The organism is Actinomadura latina NBRC 106108 (assembly GCF_001552195.1).
GTDB lineage: Bacteria > Actinomycetota > Actinomycetes > Streptosporangiales > Streptosporangiaceae > Spirillospora > Spirillospora latina.
The window spans coordinates 466577-489072 of record NZ_BCQS01000005.1 but is presented as its reverse complement, the minus strand read 5'-3'; the positions used below and the strand labels follow the sequence as shown (position 1 = coordinate 489072).

Here is a 22496-nt window from a genome sequence, read left to right as displayed (position 1 = left end):
CCCTAGAACAACTACGGTGGCCGGATCGTGGGCGAACGAAAACTTAGGTTAACCTAACCTAAGATCTTGTCCAGAGGGGGCCGCCGGGTGCTGTCGACCAAGCCGCCGCCGCTCGCGGAGCGGCCGGCCGCGCGCTCTCATCGCGGCCCGTGGCAGGCGGCGGGACTTCTCGGCGGGGTGCTGTTCCTGCTCGCCGCCGTCGTGCTCAGCCTCGCGGTCGGGGCGAAACCGCTGTCGTTCGGCGAGGCGTGGGACGGGCTGTTCCACCCCGGCTCGGCGGCGTACACGGTCGTCCACGACATGCGCCTCCCGCGCACGCTGCTCGGCCTGCTCGCCGGGACGGCGCTCGGGCTCGCCGGCGCGGTGATGCAGGCGCTGACCCGCAACCCGCTCGCCGACCCCGGCATCCTCGGCATCAACGCGGGCGCGGCCGCCGCCGTCGTGTCGGCGGTCTCGTTCCTCGGGATCACCTCGTTCAGCGGCTTCGTGTGGTTCGCGTTCGCGGGCGCCGGCGCGGTCGCGGTGCTGCTCTACGCGGTCGGCGGCGGGCGCGGCGCCACGCCGGCCCGGCTCGTGCTCGCGGGGGCCGCGCTGAACGCCGCGCTGTTCTCCTACGTGAACGCGGTGCAGCTCCTCGACACCGCGTCCCTCGACCGGATGCGCTTCTGGACGGTCGGCTCCCTCGCCGCCGCCCAGGACCACACCGTCGTCCGCGTCGCCCCGTTCGTCGCCGCCGGGCTCGTCCTGGCGCTGCTGCTCGCCCGCCCGCTCAACGCGATGGCGATGGGCGAGGACGCGGCCCGCGCGCTCGGCGCCGACCCGGCGCGCGCCCGGATCGCCGCGATCGTCGCGATCACCCTGCTGTGCGGCGCGGCGACCGCGGCGTGCGGGCCGATCGTCTTCGTCGGGCTGATGGTGCCGCACCTCGTCCGCGCGCTGACCGGCCCCGACCTGCGCCGGCTGCTGCCGTACTGCGCGATCCTGTCGCCCGCGCTGATGCTGGCGGCGGACGTCCTCGGGCGCGTCGTCGTCCGCCCGTCCGAACTCCAGGTGGGCATCGTGATGGTCGTGGCCGGAGGGCCGGTGTTCCTGTACTTCGTCCGGCGTCCCCGGAAGAGCCCGGAATGAGCCGCGCCCCGCACTTCGCCGTCGTCCGGACGCCCGCCGGGCCGTCGCTGCGGTTCCGCCCGCGCGCCCTCGCCGTCGCGGCGGCCTGCCTCGCCGCCGCGCTCGGGACGGGCGTCCTCCTCATCGGCAGCGGCGACTTCCCGATGAGCCCCGCCGACGTCGTCCGCACCCTGCTCGGGCGGGGCCCGCCCGCCGACTCGCTGATCGTCAACGAGATCCGGCTGCCGCGGGCGGCGGCCGGGCTCGCCGTCGGCGCCGCGCTCGGGCTGGCGGGCGCGATCTTCCAGTCGCTGACCCGCAACCCGCTGGGCAGCCCCGACATCCTCGGGTTCACCCAGGGCGCGGCGAGCGGCGTCCTCGCGGTGATCGTGCTGGCCGGCGGCGGCACCGCCGCGGTCGCGGCCGGCGCGGCGGGCGGCGGGCTGCTCACCGGCCTGGCCGTGTACGCGGTGGCGGGACGCCGCGGCGCGCACGGGCAGCGGCTCGTCCTCGTCGGCATCGGCGTCGCCGCGATCCTCACCGGCGTGAACGGCTACCTGCTCACCCAGGCGCACATCACCGAGGCCGCGCGCGCCGTGCTGTGGCTGACCGGCAGCCTCGACGGCCGCGACTGGGCGGACACGGCGCCGGTGCTCGCCGCGCTCGCCGTCCTCGGGCCGCTCGTCATGGCCGGCTGCGGCCGGGCGCTGCGCATGCTGGAGATGGGCGACGACGCCGCGCACGGGCTCGGCGTCCCTATCGAGCGGGTCCGGCTGATCATGCTGGCCGCGGCGGTGCTGCTCACCTCGCTGGCCGCGGCGGCGGCCGGGCCGGTCGCGTTCGTCGCGCTGACCGCGCCGCAGCTCGCCCGCCGCCTCACCCGCACGACCGGCCCCAACCTGCTGCCCGCGACGTGCATGGGGGCTGCGCTGCTGGTGGCCGCCGACTGGGTCGCGCAGCGCGCCTTCCCCGGGCACCAGCTCCCGGTCGGCGTCGTGACCGGCCTCCTCGGCGGCGGGTACCTGGTCTGGCTCCTCGTGACCGAACGCAAGACGGGACGGATCTGAATGGCGGACCATCTGACCACGGGCGCGAACGCGCGGCTCACCGGTACGGGCCTCACCCTCGCCTACGACAAGCGGACGATCACCGAGAACCTCGACGTGGCCGTGCCGGACGGGTCGTTCACGGTCATCGTGGGCCCGAACGCGTGCGGCAAGTCGACGCTGCTGCGGGCGCTGGCCCGCATCCTCAAGCCGTCCGCCGGGAGGGTCGTGCTGGACGGCCGGCCCATCGCGGACTGGCCGGCCAGGAAGCTCGCCCGGACGCTCGGGCTGCTGCCGCAGTCGTCCATCGCGCCGGAGGGCATCACGGTCGCCGACTTGGTGTCGCGCGGCCGGTACCCGCATCAGAGCCTGCTGCGGCAGTGGTCGCGGGAGGACGAGCGGGTCGTCGCCGGGGCGATGGACGCGACCCGCGTCGGGGACCTCGCCGACCGGCACGTGGACGAGCTGTCGGGCGGGCAGCGGCAGCGCGTGTGGATCGCGATGGCGCTCGCCCAGCAGACCCCGCTCCTGCTGCTGGACGAGCCGACGACCTACCTCGACATCGCCCACCAGATCGAGGTCCTGGACCTGTGCGCGCGGCTGCACGCGGAGGGCCGCACGGTCGTCGCCGTCCTGCACGACCTGAACCACGCCGCCCGCTACGCGACGCACCTCATCGCCATGCGGGAGGGCCGGATCGTCGCGGCGGGCGACCCGGCCGAGGTCGTCACGGCGGAGCTGGTCGAGGAGGTGTTCCGGCTGCCGTGCCGGGTGATCGACTGCCCGGAGACCGGGACGCCGCTCGTCATCCCGGCCGCGCGCACCCGCGTCCCCGCCGCGCGCTGAACCCCCGCATAATCGTTGTAGGCTTACAATGTTTGTAGCTCTACAACGATTGGGGTTCGCGCGTGCCCGAGCTGAGCCGCCGCCGCCGGATGCTCGTGCTGGCGATCTGCTGTATGAGCCTGCTCGTCGTCAGCCTCGACAACACCATCCTGAACGTCGCGCTGCCCACGCTGCAGCGCGACTTCTCCGCCTCCCTGTCCGGCCTGCAGTGGACGATCGACGCGTACCTGATCGTCCTCGCCTCGCTGCTGATCCTGTCCGGCTCGACCGCCGACCGGATCGGGCGCCGCCGCGTGTTCCAGACCGGGCTCACGCTGTTCGTCGCGGGGTCCGTGCTGTGCAGCCTCGCGCCGTCCCTCGGCTGGCTCGTCGGCGCCCGCGTCGTCCAGGCCGTCGGCGGGTCGATGCTCACCCCGGTCGCCATGTCGATCATCACGAACGTGTTCACCGAGCCGCGCGAGCGGGCCCGCGCCATCGGCGCCTGGGGCGCCGTCGTCGGGCTCAGCATGGCGATGGGGCCGCTCGTCGGCGGGCTGCTCGTCGACTCCGTGGGCTGGCGGTCGATCTTCTGGCTGAACGTGCCGATCGGCCTCGCCGCGCTCGCGCTGACCGCGCTGTTCGTGCCCGAGTCGCGCGCCGCGCGGCCGCGCCGGCCCGACCCGGCCGGCCAGGCGTTCATGATCGTGCTGCTCGGCGCGCTGACCTACGCGATCATCGAGGCGCCCGGCCGCGGCCTCGGCGACCCCGCCGTCTACGGGGCCGCGATCCTCGCCGCCGCGTCCCTGGCCGGGTTCGTCCGGCACGGGCTGCGCGCCCCCGAGCCGCTGATCGATCTGCGCTTCTTCCGCAGCGTCCCGTTCTCCGGCGCGACCCTCGTCGCGATCAGCAGCTTCGCCGCGCTCGGCGGATTCCTGTTCGTCAACACCCTCTACCTGCAGAACGTGCGGGGGCTGTCGGCCCTGCACGCCGGGCTGTACCTGCTGCCGATGGCCGCGATGACCGCCGCGAGCTCCCCGCTGTCGGGACGGCTCGTCGGCGCCCGCGGCCCCCGGCTGCCGCTGCAGATCGCCGGGGCGGCGATGCTGGCCGGCTGCCTGCTGGTCGCCGCGTTCGACGCCGAGACCCGCGACGCCACGCTGTTCGCGTCCTACGTCCTGTTCGGCATCGGGTTCGGGACGGTGAACTCGCCGATCACGAACACGGCCGTGTCCGGGATGCCGCGCGCGCAGGCCGGCGTCGCCGCGGCCGTCGCGTCCACCAGCCGGCAGATCGGCCAGGCGCTCGGCGTCGCGGTGATCGGCGCCGTGCTCGCCGCCGGGACGTCCGGCGCGCCGGACGCGGGCGCCTTCGTGGCCGCCGCCCGCCCGGCATACTGGATCCTGACCGGATGCGCCGCCGCCGTCCTCGTGCTCGGCACGGTCACCACCGGCCGGCGGGCCGCGCGCAGCACCGCGCACGTGTCCGGGCTGTTCGACGCCGGCGACCCGGCCCCTGACGGACCTCACGTGACGGGAGCGAGCGCCCGATGACCGAACCGGCCGCCGAGCCGTCCGCCGAGCCCTCCGCCGAGCCGTCCGCCGATGTCGCGGCGCGCGCCTGGCGCAACCTCGGGATCGTGTTCCACGAGCGCAGCGACGTGCGCCGGGAGGTCACCGAGGCGCTCGGCATGAGCTTCTTCCGGACCAAGGCGCTGCGCCGCATCGCCGCCGCGACGCAGCCGCTCACGCTCGGCGACGTCGCCGGGCTGCTGCTCACCGACCGCCCCTACGCCACCATCGTGGTCGACGACCTGGTCGGGCGCGGCCTGGTCGAGCGGACCCCGAACCCGGCCGACCGGCGCGCCAAGCTCGTGACCGCGACCGACGCCGGGCGCGCCGCGGCGGCGGAGGCCGAGGGCATCCTCGCCACCCCGCCGCCGGAGCTGTACGACCTCCCGGCCGAGGACCTCGCCGTCCTCGACCGGATCGCCCGCCACCTGCTGGGGGAGTCCTAGAGCGTGATCAGGCCCCGGACGGGACCTTGTAGGTCTCGGCGGCCTCGGACTCCTGCGCGTCCCGCTCGACGACCATCCCGCCGAGCGCCTTGGCGTCCGTCCGCAGGATGTAGGTCTTGCGGGTGCCCGGCTCGTCCACCTTCGAGAAGTCCATCGGGGTGCCGTAGCCGCCGTCGTGCGCGGTCGTCGACCGGTGCGCCGTGATGAGGCCCTCGCGGGTGAGGTCCTTGGCCTCGCACGCCTTCTTCAGCGCGTCCGTGAAGATCACCGCGCCGGTGTAGCCGTTGACGACGGCGCTGTCGCGCGGCTGCCCCGGGTACTTCTTGCCGTAGTCGTCCGCCAGCTTCTTGATCGCCGGCAGGTCGGACGAGATCGGCGCGCCCGCGGAGGCGAGGTAGAAGTCCTTCAGCAGCGCGGGCGCGGCCGGGGTCTGCAGCAGCTGCGGGGAGAACCCGGAGTTGCTCGCCACGATCGGCACCATGATGCCCTTGGCCCGCGCGACGCCCGCCAGCGACGCCGACTGCTTCGGCCCGGCGCTCATCAGGATCGCCTTGACGCCGGCGTCCTTCAGCGCCGAGACCTGCGCGGTCATGTCGTTGTCGGTCGCCTTGATCTTCTGCTCGACGAGGGTGAGGCCGAGCTTGTCCGCCGCGTACTTGGACCCGGCGAGCGCGCTCTCGCCGTAGTCGCCCTCGAAGTACACGTGCCCGATCTTGTCGCCCTTCTTGATCCCCTTCTCCTTGGTGAGGAAGTCCAGGGCGTTGATCATGTCGATGTCGTAGGTGGTGCCGGTGACCTGGATGTACTTGTCGCCGAGCAGCGTCGTCGCCCACGCGTTCGGGATCACGAACATCTTGTCGGAGGTGATCCGCTGCTTGAGCGCCGTCACCATCGGCGACCCGACGAACTGGGCGAGGCCGATGACGTCCGCCTGCATCTCGCTGTACCCGGCGACCGCCTTCTGCACGTCGTAGCCGTGGTCGCGGACGACCAGCTCGACCTTGCGCCCGCAGACCCCGCCCTGCGCGTTGACCTGCTCGAAGTACATCTGCTGCGCCTGGGTGAGGCTCTTGCCCAGCGGCGCGTACACGCCGGTCAGGTCGGTCGCGGCGCCGACGCGGATCGTCGTGTCGGTGACGCCGGGACCGGTCTTCACACCGTCCTTGCCGGTACTGGCGGACCCGCCGGTCGCCTTGCCGCTGCAGCCGGACGCCATGCTCAGCGGCAGCGCCACCGCCAGCGCCGCGACCGCCGTCAGCCGTGCCGTTCGCTTCATACTGGTTGCTCCTCTTTTTCGAGTCGGGTGAGGGGACGGGCGGCCCTGCGCCGGGACGCGGCGGTGCGCAGCCGCGGCCACATCCCGGCCAGGCCGCCGGGCAGGAAGAGGACGACGGCGACCACGGCGGCGCCGTACAGGATCCGGGCGGCCTCGGCGGGGGACACCCCGCCGGAGCCCGGCGCGGCGACGAGCGGCAGGTCGTCGCCGAAGCGGGTGAGGAGCTGCGGCAGGACGGACACGAACACCGCGCCCGCGATCGCCCCGGCGGCGGTGCCGAGCCCGCCGATGACGATCATGGCCAGGTAGTCCAGGGACAGGAACATCCCGAAGTAGTCCGGGACCGTCCGGCGGAACGCCAGCGCGAGCAGCGCCCCGGCCGCCCCCGCGTACATCGACGACAGCACGAACACACCGGCCCGGTAGCGCGCCACCGGCACGCCCATCACCGCCGCCGCCGTCTCGTGGTCGCGGATCGTGTTCATCGCCCGGCCGGGCCGGCCGCGCAGGATGCCGCGCGCGATCCACGCCGCCGGGACCAGCAGCAGGACGGCGAGGAACCACAGCCGCTCCAGGGCGCCGAGCGGCACGTTGAACAGCACCAGGCCGGGGGAGTCGTCGAAGCGGAACCCGGCCAGCTCCAGCGGCGGCACGTCCCGTCCGTTGAACCCGCCGGTGACGGTCTCGGCGTTGAACAGCACATGCTGCCCGATGAAGATCAGCGCCAGCGAGGCGATGCCGAGGTAGACGCCGCGCAGCCGCCCCGCGATGGGGCTGAACAGGCCGCCCGCGACGCCGGCGAGGACGATCGCGCCGACGAACGCCAGCGGCGTCGGCAGCCCGAGGCCCGCGACGTGCGGCCCGTCCTCGGACGCCAGGTACACGTACCCGTAGGCGCCGACCGCGAGGAAGAACGCGTGCCCCATCGACAGCTGCCCGGTCGCGCCGGTCAGCAGGTTCAGGCCGATCGCGCCGATCGCGGCCGACATCGCGAACAGGCCGGTCTGCAGCCAGAACGCGTCCAGGTAGAAGGGCATGGCGAGCAGCACCGCCGTCGCGGCGAGCGCCGCCGCGAAGCGGAACGGACGTTCAGACACGCGACAGCTCCCTCGTCCCGAACAGCCCGGCCGGGCGGACCAGCAGCACCAGCAGCATCACCACGAACGGCGCCACCTCGCCGATGCCGCGGCCCATGAACGCGAGGTCGCCCTGGTAGCCGGTCACCAGCGACTCGGTGAGCCCGACGATGAGGCCGCCGACGAGCGCGCCGGTCGTCGAGTCGAGCCCGCCGAGGATCGCGGCCGGGAACGCCTTCATCGCCGCGAACGACGTGCTGCGGTCCAGGCCCGGCGTGGGGAACACGGTCAGGAACAGCGCCGCGACCGCGGCGAGCGCGCCCGCGATCGCCCACGCGGCCAGCGACACGCGGGTCAGCCGGACGCCCATCAGCGCCGCCGTCTCCCCGTCCTCGGCCGCCGCCCGCATCGCCACGCCCCACGAGGTGTAGCGGAACGCCAGCAGGAACGCCGCGATCAGCAGGGACGCGACCGCGAACGCCGCGATGCGGGTCTGCGCGATGCCGACCCCCGCCACGTCCACGATCTTGTTCTGCCAGGGATCGCCCATCGACAGGACCTGCGTGCCGATCTCCCGCGTCAGCGCGGTCGTCAGCACGATGTCGACGCCGATCGTGACGATCGCGAGCACCGCCTGGTCCTCGACGCGGGCGCGGCGCAGCACCAGGAACTCCACCAGCGCGCCCACGGCGGCCGCCGCGGCGACGCCCGCGCCGAGCGCCGCGAGGAATCCGATGTCGTCGTGCAGGACCGCCGTCACGTACCCGCCGACCAGCAGCAGCGACGCGTGCGCGAAGTTGACCACCTCGGTGGCCTTGAAGATGATCACGAAGCCGAGGGCGATCAGCGCGTACACCGACCCCGCCGAGACCCCGTTGACCACCAGCTCGATGAACGTGCTCAAGGATTTCCCTCCGAAGGTTCCGCCGGCTCGTGCGCGCCGCCGAGGTAGGCGCGGATCACGGCCGGGTCCCGCTGCACGCGCTCGGGCTCGCCCCCCGCGATGCGCCGGCCGAAGTCGAGGACGGTGACCTCGTCGGCCAGCCGCATGACCATCCCCATGTCGTGCTCGACCAGCAGGACCGAGACGCCGAGGTCGGCCCGGACCCGGGCGACGACCTCGGCCATCCGCTTGCGCTCGGCGCCGTTCATCCCGGCCACCGGCTCGTCCAGGAGCAGCAGCCGGGGCTCCATCGCGAGGGCGCGGGCCAGCTCCACCCGCTTCTGGACGCCGTAGGACAGCAGGCCCACCGGCGCCGCGAGATGCTCGTCGACCCCGACGAACCGGGCGATGTCGCGGACCCGCGCCCGGTGCCGGGCGTCCTCGCGGCGCGCCCACGGCATCCGCAGCCCCGCCGACGCGAACCCGGCCCTGGTGAGCCGGTGCCGCCCGAGCATCAGGTTGTCCTCGACGGACAGGTGCCGCGACAGCGCGATGTTCTGGAACGTCCGGGCGACGCCGAGGCCCGCGATCCGGTGCGGCGGCAGCGACGTCAGCTCCGCGCCGCCGAACCGGACGCTGCCCTCACTGGCCCGGTACACGCCGGACAGCACGTTGAAGCACGTCGACTTGCCCGCCCCGTTCGGCCCGATGACCGCGTGGACACTGCCCGCCACGACGGTGAACCCGACCCCGTCCAGCGCGGTCAGCCCCGCGAACCGCACCGTGAGCCCGTCGACCTCCAGATCGCTCATCCGGCCCACCGCTCCAGCGAGGGCGGCGGGGCGGAATCATCCCCGCCTCCGTCCTCCTCCTCGCCGCCGACGCCGAGGTAGCGCCGCCGGACCTCGTCGCTCGCGGCCAGCTCCGCCGACGGCCCGTGCAGCGTCACCGCGCCGACCTCCAGCACGTGCGCCGACGACGACAGCTCCAGCGCCAGCGCCGCGTTCTGCTCGATCAGCAGGATCGCGGTGCCCTGCAGGTTGATCTCCCGGACGGTCTCGGCGATCCGCTCGGCCATCAGCGGCGCCAGCCCGAGCGTCGGCTCGTCCAGCAGCAGCATCGACGGGCACGCCATGAGCGCCCGCCCGATCGCGAGCATCTGCTGCTCGCCGCCGGACAGCAGCCCGGCCCGCTGCCGGGCCCGCTCGGCCAGCACCGGGAACAGCTCCAGCACCCGCTCGTGCGCCTTGGCCGCCGCGCCGCGGGCGGGCGCCCCGAGCGCGCCCGCCCGCAGGTTCTCCTCCACGCTGAGCCGGCCGAACACCCGGCGTCCCTCCGGTACCTGCACCACGCCGGCCGCCACGACGGTGGCCGGGTGCAGCCCGACGAGGGACCGGTCGCCGAGCCGGACCGTGCCGGTGTCCACCGCCCCGCGGTGGAACGGCAGCGTGCCCGAGATCGCCCGGAGCAGCGTCGTCTTGCCGGCCCCGTTCGCGCCGAGCACGGCCGTGACCGCGCCCGCCGGGACGTCCAGCGAGACACCGCGCAGGGCCCGCACCGCCCGCCCGTAGCTCACCGACAGGTCGCGGACCGCGAGGGTCCCGTTCGCCATGCGCCCCTCCGTAAGTTCGTGTGGCGGGCAGCCCAGCATGGGCCTGCGACCTGCGTCTACAGGCCCCGCGCAAGACGTGGCGGGGGTCCAATCGAACATCGTTCGGGTTGTGCGGCGAGCACAGTGGCGGCGCCGTTCGACCCTCCGGCGGCGCGCGTGCGTATGTCCCGTCATGAGGGAGACCGCACGGAATCTTCGGCGGCGGTGGCGGGCCGGAGCCGCCGCCGCCGCGCTGCTCGCGCTGACCGGCGCGTGCCAGTTCGAACTGCGTCCGCCGCCGGGGCAGGCCCGCCCCGCGGCACAGGGCACGGCGGCGCAGGGCACGGCGGCCGCCGGCTCGCCCGCCCAGGCGCCGAGCGCGCCGGGCACGTTCAACGAGTCGGAGTTCCAGGAGGACCTGCGCACCGCGGAGACGACGACCGACGACTACTGGCAGCGGCACTGGAACCGGCTGTTCACCGGCTCCTACAGCTCACCGCGCGTCGTGGGCCTCTACGACGGCCGCGACCCGCGCTCGGCGCCGCTCTGCGGGAAGGAGCGCCTGACCCCCGACAACGCGGCGTACTGCCCGTCCGGCGACTACGTGGCGTGGGACGCGCACCTCATGCGCTCGGGCTACGCGCGCGGTGACGCGTGGGTCTACCTGGTGATCGCGCACGAGTGGGGGCACGCCGTCCAGGCCAGGCTCCGCCGCGGCCTGGTGTCGCCCGCCGCGGAACTCCAGGCCGACTGCCTCGCCGGGGCCGTCCTCTACGGCTCGTCCGACGACGGCACGCTGCGGTTCGAGGACGGCGACGAGCAGGAGCTGGTGGACGCCTTCCAGGTCATCGGCGACAAGGCCGCCTGGACGAAACCCGGCGACCACGGCACCGCCGTCCAACGCCTCCGCAGCTTCTCCCGGGGCGGCGAGAACGGCGTGCAGGGCTGCTTCAGCTGAGGTGGCGCTCCACCGACTCGACCTTGGCGTCGAGAGCGCCGGTGACCCCCGGCCGGATGTCGGCCTTCAGGACGAGGCCGACCCTGGGGGCCCGCGCCGCCACAGCCTCGGTGGCGTCCTTCACCACGGCCATGACCTCGTCCCATTCGCCTTCGATCGTGGTGAACATCGCGTCGGTCCGGTTGGGGAGCCCGCTGGCCCGCACCACCCGGACGGCCTCCGCGACGAGTTCGCCGACCTCCTCACCCGCCCCGAGCGGGGTCACCGAGAACGCGACGAGCATCGCGCACCTCCCTACGGCTGGACGACCTGTCTCACCACGATCTCATCCAGCCGCCGCTCGACGATCACCCCCACCGGCCAGTCGCGCGCGAGGCACCGCAGCAGCGCCGCCTCGTGCTCGGCGAACGCGGGGTCGCAGCCCTGCTGCTCAAGGCTCGACCGGATCGCCAGCACATGGTCCTCTTCGGTGAACCCGGGTATCTCCCGGACCATCGCGGTCGTCGTGGCGCGGTGCGAGTTGAGCCCGGCGAACGACCGGCCGCAACCGCATCCTCCGTCGGGGTCGTCGCGGTCGCGGGCGCACACCATTCCGATGTGGACGAGTTCGCCCTCGACGCACCAGTCGAAGTCGTTGTCGCGCAATCCCTGGCCGGCGTTGGTGGCGGTGAGCAGCTTCAAGGCCATACCCCCTCGGTCCTCGGACCCGACAACCGTACGACGGGGGTCTGACATAACGTTCAAAGCATGAGCGAAGACAAGGACGTCCTGGTTCACCGCGACGGCCCGTTCATCACGATCACGATGAACCGCCCGAAGCGCCGCAACGCACTCTCCAAGGCATTCCTCCACGAGCTGACGGCCGCGTTCGCCGAGGCGGGCGCCACGGACGCCCGCGGGATCATCCTGGCCGCGAACGGCCCGGTGTTCTCCGCCGGCCACGATTTCGCCGACATGGCGGGCGCGTCGCACGCCGACGCCCGCGACCTCCTGCAGGTCTGCACGGACCTGATGCGGACGATCCAGTCCGTCCCGCAGGTGGTGGTGGCCCGCGTCCACGGCCTCGCCACGGCCGCCGGCTGCCAGCTGGCCGCCAGCTGCGACCTGGCCGTCGCCGCCGAGAGCGCGGGCTTCGCCGCCCCCGGCGGCAAGGGCGGCTGGTTCTGCCACACCCCGCTCGTCGCGATCTCCCACAACATCGGCCGCAAGAGGGCCGCCGAAATGGCCCTGACCGGCGAGATCTTCGACGCCCGGACGGCCGCGGACTGGGGCCTGATCAACTACGCCGTCCCCGACGACGACCTGGAGAAGGCGACCCACGATCTCCTGACCCGCGCGACCCAGGGCAGCCCACGGAGCAAAGCCCTGGGCAAGCAGGCCATGTACGCCCAGCTGGACCGCCCCGAACAGGACGCCTACGCCTACGCGATAGAGGTCATGGCCGCGTCCAGCCAGACGCCGGAAGCCCAGGAGGGCATGACGGCCTTCCTCGAAAAACGCCGCCCCACCTGGCCCGCGTGACACTGCGTCACTGGTCATATCCGGTCAGATGATCTAGTCTGCGAAGGCCGCCGCGCGTCGGATTCTCCGTCCCGGGCCCTCCTCGGCTTGATTTCTCCCGCCACGAGAACGAATTCACCCTCGTTCGCAGAGATCATCGCCTTGGAGGACCAGTGGCACTGTCCACGGACCCGCCGGCCCGCCGCGCCCGGCTCATCGGCCGCGGCTGGGTTCAGGCCGCGGCGCTCATCATCCTGGTCGGCCTGTTCGTCATGGTGCTGATGGGATTCATGACCTACCGGTCGAGCCCGCCGATCCCCGAGCGCACCGTCAGCACGTCCGGCCAGACCGTCTACACGCGCGCCGACGTCTTGGCAGGCCAGGACGTCTTCCTCAAGAACGGGCTGATGGAGTACGGGTCGATCTTCGGGCACGGCGCCTATCTCGGGCCCGACTTCACGGCCGACTACCTGAACCGGTCGGCGCGGCTGGTCGAGCGCGCCTACAGCGGGACGGGCGACGTGACACGCCGCGTCCAGGACGACTACCGCCGGAACCGGTACGACCCCCGCACCGGCACGTTGACGATCTCTCCCGCGCGGGCCGCCGCGTTCTCCGAGCTGACCAGGCACTACGCGGGCTTCTTCGCCTCACCGGAGGGCAAGACGGGCCTGCGTCCGAGGGCCATCACCGATCCGGCCGAGATCCGGCGGCTCACGAGCTACTTCGCGTGGAGCGCGTGGGCGGCGTCGGCGGAGCGTCCGGGCGAGAAGTACAGCTACACCAACAACTGGCCGCCCGAGCCGCTCGTCGCCAACGCCCCGACGGCGGACACGGTGGTGTGGAGCGTGATCAGCCTCGTGGCGCTGATCGGCGGGACGGGCGCGCTGTTCGCCGCGTTCGGCCGCTGGAACTGGCTGGGCTGGCACGGCCGGGACCAGCAGGAGCTCCGGTTCAGGGCGCCGCAGACGGTGGGCCTGACCAGCGGCCAGCGGGCGACGGCCGGGTTCTTCCTGGTGATGGCGCTGCTGTTCCTGGTGCAGACGTTCGCCGGCGCGGCGAGCGAGCACTACCGGGCGGACCTCGGCAGCTTCTTCGGCATCCCGCTCGACCGGTGGCTGCCGTACAACCTCTTCCGGACGTGGCACGTGCAGCTGGCGCTGTTCTGGGTGTCCACCAGCTTCCTCGCCGCCGGCATCTTCCTGGTGCCGATGATCACCCAGCGGCGCGACCCGAAGGGGCAGGGAGTCCTGGCGTACGTGCTGCTGGGCGCCCTCGTGGTCGTCGTCGCCGGCTCCTTGATCGGCGAGCTCGCGGGGATGCGCGGCGCGTTCGGCGATCTCTGGAGCTGGGTCGGGATGCAGGGTTTCGAGTACCTGGACCTCGGCAAGTTCTGGCAGATCCTGCTCACGCTCGGCATGTTCGTGTGGGTGGTGATCCTGTGGCGCGGAATGCGGCAGCGCCTGGGGGCCGAGAGCCGGGGGAACCTGCCGTGGCTGTTCTTCTTCGCCGCGCTGGCGCTGCCCGTCGTCTACGCGACCGGCCTTCTGGCCAGGCACGACTCCCCGTACGCGGTCAGCGACTTCTGGCGCTTCATGATCGTGCACCTCTGGGTGGAGGACTTCCTCGAACTGTTCACCACCGTGATGGTGGCCTACATCTTCGTGCTGCTCGGGGTGGTCCGGGAGAAGATCGCGCTGCGCGTGGTCTTCCTCGACATCATCCTGTACAGCGCCGGCGGCGTCATCGGGACGGCGCACCACTGGTACTTCAACGGCACACCGGCCGCCGTGCTCGCGCTGGGCGCGTTCTTCTCGGCGTTCGAGGTCATCCCGCTGACGTTCCTCACCGTCGAGGCGTGGAGCTTCATCCGGCTCGGCGCCCGGCAGGAGTCGAAGAGCGCGACGTCGTTCCCGCACCGCTGGGCGGTGATGTTCCTGGTCGCGGTGGGCTTCTGGAACTTCCTCGGGGCCGGCATATTCGGCTTCCTGATCAATCTGCCGATCGTGTCGTACTACGAGATCGGCACGATCCTCACCGCGAACCACGGCCATGCCGCGATGATGGGCGTGTACGGCATGCTGGCCGTCGGCTTCGCGGTGTTCGCCCTGCGCTATCTCATCCCGGAGCGGCTCTGGTCGGACAAGCTCGCCTCGATCAGTTTCTGGTCCCTGAACGCGGGCCTGGCCTGGATGGTGTTCGTGACGCTGCTCCCGGTCGGCCTGCTGCAGCTGTACCGCGCGGTGGACGCCGGCTACACCGAGGCCCGCTCGCTCGCCTATGTCGGCAGCCAGCCCAATACCGTCCTGGAGTGGCTGCGCCTTCCCGGCGACGTCCTGCTCATCGTCGGCGGCGTGCTCCCGCTCCTCTGGCTGGCGTGGCTGGGCGTCCGCCACCGGGGCAGCCATCCCGAAGCCCCCGAGAACCTTCCGGCCGAGGACCTCTCCCTGTTCACCGAGGTCACCGAGCCCACGGCCGACGCGAAGGGGTAGGGGAGGGCATGAGCTTCGAAGCGGTCTTCGTGGCCTGCTACGCGCTCGTCATAGTGCTGTCCGCCCTGGGTCTGCACCGTCTCGGGCGGAGGGACAGCTCCGCGTGGACGAGCCGGGCGCTCGCCGGCCACCGCAGGCAGGCTCCCGCCCCGCCGGAGACGACCCCGGCGGACTGGCCCCACTCCGAGGTCGGCCGCCTGCACACCCTGGTGGCGCTGATCATGGCCGCCGCGTCCCTGACCCTGGCCCTCGTCGAGCTGTTCCGCCACCACAACGCGGCTGAACTGGCCGTCCTCGGCCTCACGGCCGTGGTCGCTGCGGCCGCCCTGCTCGATCTGACGGCGAAGTTCACCCGCGACCGCACCGGCCGGGACTGAAAGCGGAGGCGCACGAGGACGCCGCCGCGCTGTAGGGCGGGCGGGACTCGAACCCGCGACCGGAAGATTATGAGTCTTCTGCTCTGACCAGCTGAGCTACCGCCCCGCGGCCGTTCCCCCGGTGACGGCGGGGGTTTTGCCGGGTGCAATCTTAGCGGCGGTGAGCAGTGGGGGCGTGGAGGACGTCCTCCTTTCGGCGGGGCCATGTCATACCAGGAGGCGAGTGACGGGTGTGGTGACCGGTCGGTAGGGTCCCGCGTATGTCCAGACGCATACTGGCCCTTGTTCCCGTCCTGCTGGCGCTCGTGTTCGCGGGCGCGTGCGATGGCGGGTCCGATGAGCCGGCGAAGAAGGCGGATTTCGACGCGGCGCAGACGCTCCGGCAGGCGGCGCAGGCCATGGGGGCCTTGACGAGCGTCGGGTTCGCGCTGGAGTCGGACGGCACGACGCCGGTCATCGTGAAGGGCGGCGACATGAAGCTGCTCCGGAGCGGGGACGCGCAGGGGACGCTGACGGTCGAGCAGCAGGGCCAGAACGTGGAGATGAAGGTCGTCGCGGTGGGCGACAGCATCTACCTGGACGCGGGGACGGGCGGCTGGCGGAAGCTGCCGAAGGCCCTCGCCGCGAGCGTGTACGACCCGTCGGCGGTGCTGGATCCGCAGCGCGGGATCCCGATGCTGCTGACGTCGGCGAAGGCGCCGGAGCCGCAGGCCGTGGAGAAGGTGGACGGCGAGGAGGCGTACCGGGTGGGCGCGAAGCTGCCGAAGGCGCAGATCGCGGGCCTGATCCCGGGCATCAACGCGGACATGGACGGCCAGGTGTGGGTGCGCAAGGCCGATCACCGGCTGGTGAAGGTGCGCGGGACGTTTCCGAAGGGCGGCGCGGTGGTGATCTCGTTCACCGAGTTCGACGCCCCGTACAAGATCAGCGCGCCGAAGTAGGGCGGCCCGGGTGAGGGAGCGGCGCCGGGTCGCGATCGGGGCCGGCGGCGCGGTGGTGCTGCTGGCCGCGCTGGACGCGTATGTGGTGACGACGGTCCTGGTGCCGATGGTCAAGGACGTCGGGATCCCGATCAACCGGCTGGAGCGGGTGACGCCGGTCCTGACGGGGTTCCTGCTGGGCTACGTGGCGGCGATGCCGCTGCTCGGGCAGTTGTCGGACCGGTTCGGCCGGCGTCCGCTGCTGCAGGCGTGCCTGGTGTTCTTCGCGGTGGGATCGGTGGTGACGGCGCTGGCGCACGACGTGCCGGTGCTGACGGCGGGGCGGGCGGTGCAGGGCGTCGCGGGCGGCGCGCTGCTGCCGGTGACGATGGCGCTGGCCGGGGACCTGTGGGAGGAGCGGCAGCGGCCGGTGGTGCTCGGCGCGGTGGGGGCCGCGCAGGAGCTCGGCAGCGTGCTCGGCCCGCTGTACGGGGCGGGGATCGCGGCGGTGCTGGACTGGCGTGCGATCTTCTGGATCAACGTGCCGCTGGTGGTCGTGGCGATGGCCGCCGTGCAGGTGGCCGTGCCCGGCGGGCGCAAGGAGGGGCCGCGGCCGGGCGTGGACGTCGTCGGCGGCCTGCTGCTGGCGCTGGGCCTCGGGCTGCTGGTCGCGGCCGTCTACAACCCGGAGCCGGAGGAGTCGGCGCTGCCGCCGTGGGGGCTGCCGGTGCTGGGTGCGGGCGCCGCGGTGCTGGCGGTGTTCGTCCTGTGGGAGGTCAGGACCAGGACGCGGCTCCTCGATCTTTCGGGTGTGCGGCGCGGGCCGCTGCTGGCGACGCTGGGCGTGAGCCTGCTGTCGGGTGCGGCGCTGATGGTGACGCTGGTGGACGTCGTGCTGGTGGCGCAGACCGTCCTGCACAAGGACACCACGGAGGGCGCGCTGCTGCTGACGAGGTTCCTGGTGGCGCTGCCCGTCGCGGCGGTGGCCGGCGGGCTGATCGCCCGGCGGGTGGGGGAGCGGTGGCCGATGGCGGCGGGCATGGCGGTGTCCGCGGCGGGCTACCTGCTGATCGCCGGCTGGCCGGCGGATCTGGCGAACGCCTCGTACGGGCCGCTCCCGCGGATGGACGTCGATCTCGTGGTGACCGGTCTCGGTCTCGGCCTGGTGATCGCGCCGGTGTCGTCGGCGGTGCTGGCGTTCGTCCCGGCGGGGCGGCACGGCGTCGCGTCGGCGGCCGTGGTGGTGGCGCGGATGATGGGCATGCTGCTCGGCGTGTCCGCGCTGTCGGCGTGGGGGTTCTACCGTTTCCACGCGCTGACGGCCGATCTGAAGCCGCCGCTGCCGTTCCTGATGTCGAAGGACGAGTTCGCGCGGCAGATGAAGGTCTACAACGCCGCGTTGCAGGACGCGCTGCGCACCGAGTACCAGGAGATCTTCTGGATCACCGCGGGGATGTGCGTGCTCGGGGCCCTGCTGGCGCTGGCGGTGGGGGCCCGGCGGGACGCCGACGGTCCGGACGATGGCCTAAATCGGTCATCAACCCGGCATATCGGACACGATTCGGGAAATGATTCGGCCACCGGCGATGTGCCGTTCAACGAACTCGGGAATATCCTCGGTAAAGAAGGCTGAAGGCCTCTTGCCGGGAGGGCGCTCCCCGGGGAGGTGAATGCGAATGCGCAGGTCAGGCATCCGCCGCGGTGGCGGGCCCGTGGTCAGGCTGCGCCGCCGGCTCGGGCTGGAGCCGAACGGGCTGCGCCGCCGCGTGGACCGCGTCCAGCGGCTGGTCGCCCTCGGGCTGCTCCTGCTGCTGCTCGGTGCCGCACCGCCGCTGGCGGCGCTGGCGGCGTCCTGGTCCTACGGCGCGGGAACCCATGCGGAGAACGCCGAGCGCGCGAACCGGCACCAGGTGGTCGCCACCGTCACCTCGATCGGCGGCGTGGGCTCCTCCGGCGACCGCTACATCCATGAGACCGTCCAGGCGACCTGGCCGGGCCCGAACGGCGAGCCCCGCGTCGGGACGCTGCCGAGCTGGAAGAACGCGAAAGCGGGCGCGCACCGGACGATCTGGATCGACCGGCACGGCGATCCGGCCGTGCGCCCCCGCCCGCACAGCCGGACGGTGACCGACGCCGTCTACGCGGGCGCCGCGGCCGTCCTCGGCTGCGCGATGCCCGTGCTGCTCGGCTACGCCCTGGTCCGCCGCCGCTGCGACCGGCACCGCGACGAGATGTGGGAGGCCGACTGGGCCCGCATGGACGCCGCCGGCCACAACCCCCGCTCCTGACCCGGCTGCGGGACGAGCGGCCAGCGGACGAGCGCTACGGGACGGGCGCTACGGGACGGGCGCTACGGGGCGAGCAGGGCGCGGGCCGTCTGGATCAGGACGGCGTTGTCGTCGGCCGGGGAGCCGTCCGGGAGGGCGAGGGTGTCCTCCAGCCCGATCCGGACGTCCAGGTTGTGCCGGACGGCGAGGCGCAGCACCGGCCAGGCGCCGCCGTCCTCGCCGTGCAGCAGGACCGGGCGCTCGTGCCCGGTGCCGATGGCGTGCAGCAGCGCCTTGGCCGTGCCGGGCGCGGTCCCCGGGTCGGTGTCGGTCACCTCGGCGAGGATCCGCAGCACGTGGCCGGCGTGCGGCCAGCGCAGGAACCGCTCGGCGGCCTCGGTGCCGGAGAAGATGCCCGCCTCGATCGCGACGCCGCGTTCGATCAGCGCCTCGGCGACCAGTTCGGCGCCGGGCTCGTGGAAGTTCACCGACGCGTGGTCGGGCAGGACGGTCCAGGACCGGATCAGCGCGGCGCGCTCGGCCGGGTCGGGGGCCGTCCAGGCGCCCGTGGTGACGCCGACCCGGATGTTCGGGGTCGTCGCGCGCACGGCGGTGACCGTCTCGGCGACGCGGAACGCGTCCAGGGTGTCGGCGCCCGCGTCGTCCTTCGGATGCAGGTGCGCGTCCTGCGCGCCGACGTCGGCGGCGGCGCGGACCGCGGCGGCGACCTCCTCCGGCGAGACCGGCACCCCCTCGGTCCGGGGCCCGTTCGGGCAGACCTGGAGCATGCTCCGATCTTCTCAGGTGCGGGTCAGGGGGTGATGACGCAGGGTCCCCCTCCGCACACGTCCACGACCGTGCCGGTCTTCAGGAAGGCCGCCTTCTGGCGGCGCGCGTCGGCGTTGTTGCGCGGGTCCGAATGCGGGTCGCGGCCCTGCGTGGGCGGCGTGTTCGTCAGCGGCGGCGCCGGGGAGCCGCTGTCCCAGACGACCATGGCGGAGCCGTCGTAGGACGAGCCGAAGACCGGGATGCCCCAGTACGGCACCGTGTCGGGGTTGCGGCCCGGCGTCACCGCCGGGGCGTGGACGCGGGCGCCGATCGTGCGGGCCTCGACCTCGGCGGCCACGGGCGCCACCTGGTGGTCGCCGAACGCCACGTGCATCAGCACCCGGTGCTTCGGCGTGTTCGGCAGCGGATCGTCCGTCATGTGCCACGCGTAGCCGTTGGCCTCGCCGCGGTCCCACAGCATCTGGATCAGCGCGAGGCCGAGCTGCTGGTCGAGCTTGTCCGGGTAGAACAGGTCGAGGACCTGCGCGTACTCGGGGAAGTCGGCGCTGCGGTTGAGCAGCGTGCTGTAGTTCATCGCCGGGACGCCGAGGACGGCCCGCCGGATGTCGGGGGAGACCGCGGTGAGGGCGCCGCCCATGATGCCGCCCTGGCTGTTCCCGTCGTAGGTCAGCTCCGCCGCCGTGTCGATCAGGGACCTGCCGGCGTCGTCCTGGAACGCCTTGTCGCGGGCGAACCCGCGGGTCATGGCGCGGCCGAGGAAGGTGAAGTTGAGCAGGCTCTGCTGGAGGCGGTCGGCGACCGTCCCGAAGCGGGTGAGGTCGGCGAGCGCCGTGATCACGTTCGGGACGTCCTCGTCGGACATGCCGATCCATTTCGTCGCGCAGAACATGAAGCCGTGCTCGGCGGCCATCGCCTTGACGTTGCCCGCGTCGACCTCGCCCTCGCTGCCGAGGAGCCCGTGCCCGTAGAGGGCGGGACGGGCGGGGGTGCCGAACGCCGACTTCGGGATCTCGCACTGGAACGGGACGGCCTGGGAGTTGCCGGGCAGCTGCTCCGGCTGCCCGTCCCGGCCCCGGTGCAGGGACGATCCGGGCAGGCCGCCGTACTGGTCGAGGTAGCCCGGCGCCCAGACGACGCCCTTGACCTCGCGGGCGATCTTGTCGTCCACGCCGTTCGTCACCTGCGTGACGAGGAACGACGGCGACCGGTCGCCGAGCTTGCGGAGCGCCTCGTCGCGCATGTGCAGCACGGGCCCGGCGAGGCTCTGCCGGCTCGCGACGGTGAAGTCCCACGCGAGGTAGAGGCCGTCGCGGCCCACGCCGTTCGCCTGGAGCGCGGCGAGGACCCGCCGCTCGTCCCGCTGCCGCTGCGCGAGGGGGTCGGCGGACGGCAGGTCCGGGCCGAGGATCTTGGTGAACGCCGCGTTCGGCCTGATCGGGTCTCCGGAGGCGTCGCGCAGGTTGCGGAAGGCGACCGCGTAGTGGTGGCCCTCGCGGAAGTTCTTCGCCGGACGGACGATCAGTGCCTTCCGGTCGTCGGGCGCGTTCGCGTCCAGCTCCGCCCAGTACGGCCAGCGCTCGCCGGTCGCGGTGTCCACGATCACGATCGGGGCGTCGGCGCGCAGCGAGGAGCCGATGTCGGTGATCGGCGCGGCGCCGGTGCGGGTCAGGTCGACGCCCGGGACGCGGCTGAGCAGCGGCGAGCCGGGGGAGAACCCGTCCGCCCGGTTCCATTCGCCCGGCGACACCGGGGCGCCCAGCGCGTTCTTGAGCGTCGTCCGCAGGTCGACGCGGCGGCCCGTCGCCGTGCCCCCGTCCGCGACGGTGTACCAGTCGCTCGGGAACGGCAGCAGGCACGCCGCCGGGTCGATCGGATCGCAGCCGTCGCCCGTTCCGGCCGAGGCGGCGGGCGCCGGCGGGACGGTCAGCAGGGCGGCGGCCGCGGCGATCGCGAGCAGGGCCGGTCCCGTGCGCCGGGACAGGGCGCGCTGGGGGAGACGCAACGTCCACCTCCGGAAGATCCGCGGCGTTCAGCGGGATCTTGGTCTCACCGGAGGCCGAGGTCAATGGGTGTCCGCATGTGGTCACCCTCCTTGTCGGCCGAGGCGGGCCCGTACGAGCGCAGGACGACCGGCGCCCCCAGCGCGTCCTCGACCGTCGCGACGGGGTCGCCGAGCGGCGCGTAGACGGGCCGCGCGCGGAGCAGGCGGCGGGTGAGGGCGGCCTGGCGGCCCAGGTCGGGCGGCCCGGCCGCCAGCCGGCCGACCCGGTCGCCGTCCACGTCGTAGGCCCGGCAGACGCGCAGGTCCGGACGCGCCCCCGCGACGTCCAGATGCGTGACCGCCAGGCCGTCGACGCCGCCCGCCGCGTCCAGCGCGTAGCGGAGCGCGACGGCGTCGAGGTGGCCGACCCGGAACGCGCCCTGCCAGCGGCCCGCGCCGTTGTGCCGGTCGGGGAGGCCGGCGGTCAGCGCCGGGTCCTCGGTGACGAACGGGCCGGGGCCGTGCCGGGTCGCGTACGCGCGCAGCACCCCGAGGCGCGTCGCGGTCCCGCCCGCCTCGGCCAGCAGCGTCTCGGCGTTGTCGAAGGTCGTCGTCGACCAGGTCGTGTACGGGTGGAAGCCGTGCCACTCGTCCAGCAGGACGCCCTGGGCGCCCTCGAACACCACGTTCCCGGCGCGCAGCAGGCCGCGCAGGTGATCGCCGCCGACGATCTGGACCCGCTCGCCGAACGCGGTGAAGGCGTCGGCGCAGGCGCCGGCGTCCGGGACGTCCTCCCCGCCGGGGAACGTGCCGCGGTACCAGTCGCGGAGGGCGGCGAGCCGGCGCCGCAGCCGCGCGGGCGACACGCAGTCGCCCGCGCGGGGCGCCTCGCCGTGCTCCAGCGCATAGGACGCCGTCTCACCGATGCCCATGCCGCACGACCCGTGCCGGGCCGCGCCCCGCGCCGACTCCCGCGCGCGGTTGGCGGCCCGGTGGTACGGCGTCGTCAGCAGCGCGTCCCCGTCCACGGTGAGCCGGTCGAGCGCGTCTGCGACGCCCAGGGCCCGCAGGTGGCCGGCCTCGGCGGCGAGCGCCAGCGGGTCGACCAGCATGAACCGCGACAGGTGCGTCCGCACGCCCGGTGTGAACGTTCCCGACCCGAACTGGGCGAAGGTGTGGTGCCGCCCGTCCGCCGTGACGACGTTGTGCGCGGCCTGCGCGCCGCCGTTGAACCGGACGACCGCCGCCACCCCCCGTTCGCCGGGGGGTCTGGGGGGTCGTCCCCCCAGGGGAGGTGCCCCGGCGGAGCAGAGATGGTCGACGACCGTGCCCTTGCCCGCGTCCCCGAAGCCGAGGTCGACGACGATCACATGGTCCCCGCGGTCGCGGTCCAC

22 protein-coding genes and 1 tRNA gene are annotated in these 22496 nt (G+C 73.3%); 12 read left to right on the top strand and 11 right to left on the bottom strand.

What is annotated here, in order from left to right; all coding sequences use genetic code 11:
• Positions 1–66 precede the first annotated feature (66 nt).
• From AL2_RS08570 to AL2_RS08550, 5 genes are all read left to right on the top strand, one after another.
• On the top strand, positions 67–1128 hold the full coding sequence (locus AL2_RS08570) for a FecCD family ABC transporter permease (protein WP_245666450.1): 1062 nt from the start codon (positions 67–69) through the stop codon (positions 1126–1128).
• Positions 1125–2174 carry a FecCD family ABC transporter permease gene (locus AL2_RS08565; RefSeq protein WP_067631677.1) on the top strand — a complete coding sequence of 350 codons (1050 nt, stop codon included), beginning with the start codon at positions 1125–1127 and terminating at the stop codon, positions 2172–2174. The genes AL2_RS08570 and AL2_RS08565 overlap by 4 nt, the downstream gene beginning before the upstream one ends.
• Positions 2175–2999, top strand: a complete 825-nt coding sequence (locus AL2_RS08560; RefSeq protein WP_067631675.1) for an ABC transporter ATP-binding protein — start codon at positions 2175–2177, stop codon at positions 2997–2999.
• Between the two features lie 62 nt (positions 3000–3061).
• Positions 3062–4528, top strand: coding sequence for an MFS transporter (locus AL2_RS08555; protein WP_067631673.1), 1467 nt, complete (start codon positions 3062–3064; stop codon positions 4526–4528).
• On the top strand, positions 4525–4992 hold the full coding sequence (locus AL2_RS08550) for a MarR family winged helix-turn-helix transcriptional regulator (RefSeq protein ID WP_067631671.1): 468 nt from the start codon (positions 4525–4527) through the stop codon (positions 4990–4992). The genes AL2_RS08555 and AL2_RS08550 overlap by 4 nt, the downstream gene beginning before the upstream one ends.
• Positions 4993–4999: 7 nt before the next feature.
• On the opposite strand, the gene AL2_RS08545 is transcribed toward AL2_RS08550, so the two are convergent.
• From AL2_RS08545 to AL2_RS08525, 5 genes are read right to left on the bottom strand one after another with little or no spacing between them, the layout of a single operon-like run.
• A complete protein-coding gene (locus AL2_RS08545) occupies positions 5000–6268 on the bottom strand; it encodes an ABC transporter substrate-binding protein (RefSeq protein WP_067631669.1) in 1269 nt (422 codons plus the stop codon).
• A complete protein-coding gene (locus AL2_RS08540; protein WP_067631667.1) occupies positions 6265–7365 on the bottom strand; it encodes a branched-chain amino acid ABC transporter permease in 1101 nt (366 codons plus the stop codon). The genes AL2_RS08545 and AL2_RS08540 overlap by 4 nt, the downstream gene beginning before the upstream one ends.
• Positions 7358–8248, bottom strand: a complete 891-nt coding sequence (locus tag AL2_RS08535; protein ID WP_067631665.1) for a branched-chain amino acid ABC transporter permease — start codon at positions 8246–8248, stop codon at positions 7358–7360. The genes AL2_RS08540 and AL2_RS08535 overlap by 8 nt, the downstream gene beginning before the upstream one ends.
• Complete coding sequence (locus tag AL2_RS08530; protein WP_067632513.1) at positions 8245–9039, bottom strand: ABC transporter ATP-binding protein; 795 nt, start codon at positions 9037–9039, stop codon at positions 8245–8247. The genes AL2_RS08535 and AL2_RS08530 overlap by 4 nt, the downstream gene beginning before the upstream one ends.
• On the bottom strand, positions 9036–9839 hold the full coding sequence (locus AL2_RS08525; RefSeq protein ID WP_067631663.1) for an ABC transporter ATP-binding protein: 804 nt from the start codon (positions 9837–9839) through the stop codon (positions 9036–9038). The genes AL2_RS08530 and AL2_RS08525 overlap by 4 nt, the downstream gene beginning before the upstream one ends.
• Positions 9840–10011: 172 nt before the next feature.
• Between AL2_RS08525 and AL2_RS08520 the strand changes: the two genes are divergently transcribed.
• A complete protein-coding gene (locus tag AL2_RS08520; protein WP_067631661.1) occupies positions 10012–10776 on the top strand; it encodes a neutral zinc metallopeptidase in 765 nt (254 codons plus the stop codon).
• Here the strand turns inward: AL2_RS08520 and AL2_RS08515 are convergent.
• Positions 10769–11059, bottom strand: a complete 291-nt coding sequence (locus AL2_RS08515) for an MTH1187 family thiamine-binding protein (protein ID WP_067631659.1) — start codon at positions 11057–11059, stop codon at positions 10769–10771. The two genes, AL2_RS08520 and AL2_RS08515, sit on opposite strands and share 8 nt — an antisense overlap.
• A gap of 11 nt (positions 11060–11070) precedes the next feature.
• A complete protein-coding gene (locus tag AL2_RS08510; RefSeq protein WP_067631657.1) occupies positions 11071–11463 on the bottom strand; it encodes a DUF7715 family protein in 393 nt (130 codons plus the stop codon).
• A 60-nt stretch (positions 11464–11523) separates the two neighbouring features.
• Here AL2_RS08510 and AL2_RS08505 point away from each other — a divergent pair, with 60 nt between their 5' ends.
• The 3 genes from AL2_RS08505 (at position 11524) to AL2_RS08495 (ending at position 15145) form a co-directional block, all read left to right on the top strand.
• Positions 11524–12297 carry an enoyl-CoA hydratase-related protein gene (locus AL2_RS08505; RefSeq protein WP_067631655.1) on the top strand — a complete coding sequence of 258 codons (774 nt, stop codon included), beginning with the start codon at positions 11524–11526 and terminating at the stop codon, positions 12295–12297.
• A 152-nt stretch (positions 12298–12449) separates the two neighbouring features.
• Complete coding sequence (locus tag AL2_RS08500; RefSeq protein ID WP_210748165.1) at positions 12450–14768, top strand: nitric-oxide reductase large subunit; 2319 nt, start codon at positions 12450–12452, stop codon at positions 14766–14768.
• Between the two features lie 8 nt (positions 14769–14776).
• Positions 14777–15145 (top strand): hypothetical protein, encoded by a 369-nt coding sequence (locus tag AL2_RS08495; RefSeq protein WP_067631652.1) that lies wholly within the window; start codon positions 14777–14779, stop codon positions 15143–15145.
• Between the two features lie 32 nt (positions 15146–15177).
• On the opposite strand, the gene AL2_RS08490 is transcribed toward AL2_RS08495, so the two are convergent.
• A tRNA-Ile gene (locus AL2_RS08490) sits at positions 15178–15251 on the bottom strand.
• Between the two features lie 154 nt (positions 15252–15405).
• On the opposite strand from AL2_RS08490, the gene AL2_RS08485 reads away from it, so the two are divergent.
• From AL2_RS08485 to AL2_RS08475, 3 genes are read left to right on the top strand one after another with little or no spacing between them, the layout of a single operon-like run.
• Positions 15406–16086 (top strand): LppX_LprAFG lipoprotein, encoded by a 681-nt coding sequence (locus tag AL2_RS08485; protein ID WP_157438059.1) that lies wholly within the window; start codon positions 15406–15408, stop codon positions 16084–16086.
• Between the two features lie 10 nt (positions 16087–16096).
• Positions 16097–17698, top strand: a complete 1602-nt coding sequence (locus AL2_RS08480) for an MFS transporter (protein WP_083946208.1) — start codon at positions 16097–16099, stop codon at positions 17696–17698.
• Between the two features lie 43 nt (positions 17699–17741).
• A complete protein-coding gene (locus AL2_RS08475) occupies positions 17742–18353 on the top strand; it encodes an Rv1733c family protein (protein ID WP_067631650.1) in 612 nt (203 codons plus the stop codon).
• Between the two features lie 62 nt (positions 18354–18415).
• On the opposite strand, the gene AL2_RS08470 is transcribed toward AL2_RS08475, so the two are convergent.
• Genes AL2_RS08470 through AL2_RS08460 form a run of 3 tightly spaced genes read right to left on the bottom strand, consistent with a single transcriptional unit; the run spans position 18416 to position 22496 of the window.
• A complete protein-coding gene (locus AL2_RS08470) occupies positions 18416–19120 on the bottom strand; it encodes a 3-keto-5-aminohexanoate cleavage protein (RefSeq protein WP_067631648.1) in 705 nt (234 codons plus the stop codon).
• A 23-nt stretch (positions 19121–19143) separates the two neighbouring features.
• Positions 19144–21123 (bottom strand): hypothetical protein, encoded by a 1980-nt coding sequence (locus tag AL2_RS08465; RefSeq protein ID WP_245666448.1) that lies wholly within the window; start codon positions 21121–21123, stop codon positions 19144–19146.
• A 44-nt stretch (positions 21124–21167) separates the two neighbouring features.
• A complete protein-coding gene (locus AL2_RS08460; RefSeq protein WP_067631646.1) occupies positions 21168–22496 on the bottom strand; it encodes an adenylosuccinate synthetase in 1329 nt (442 codons plus the stop codon).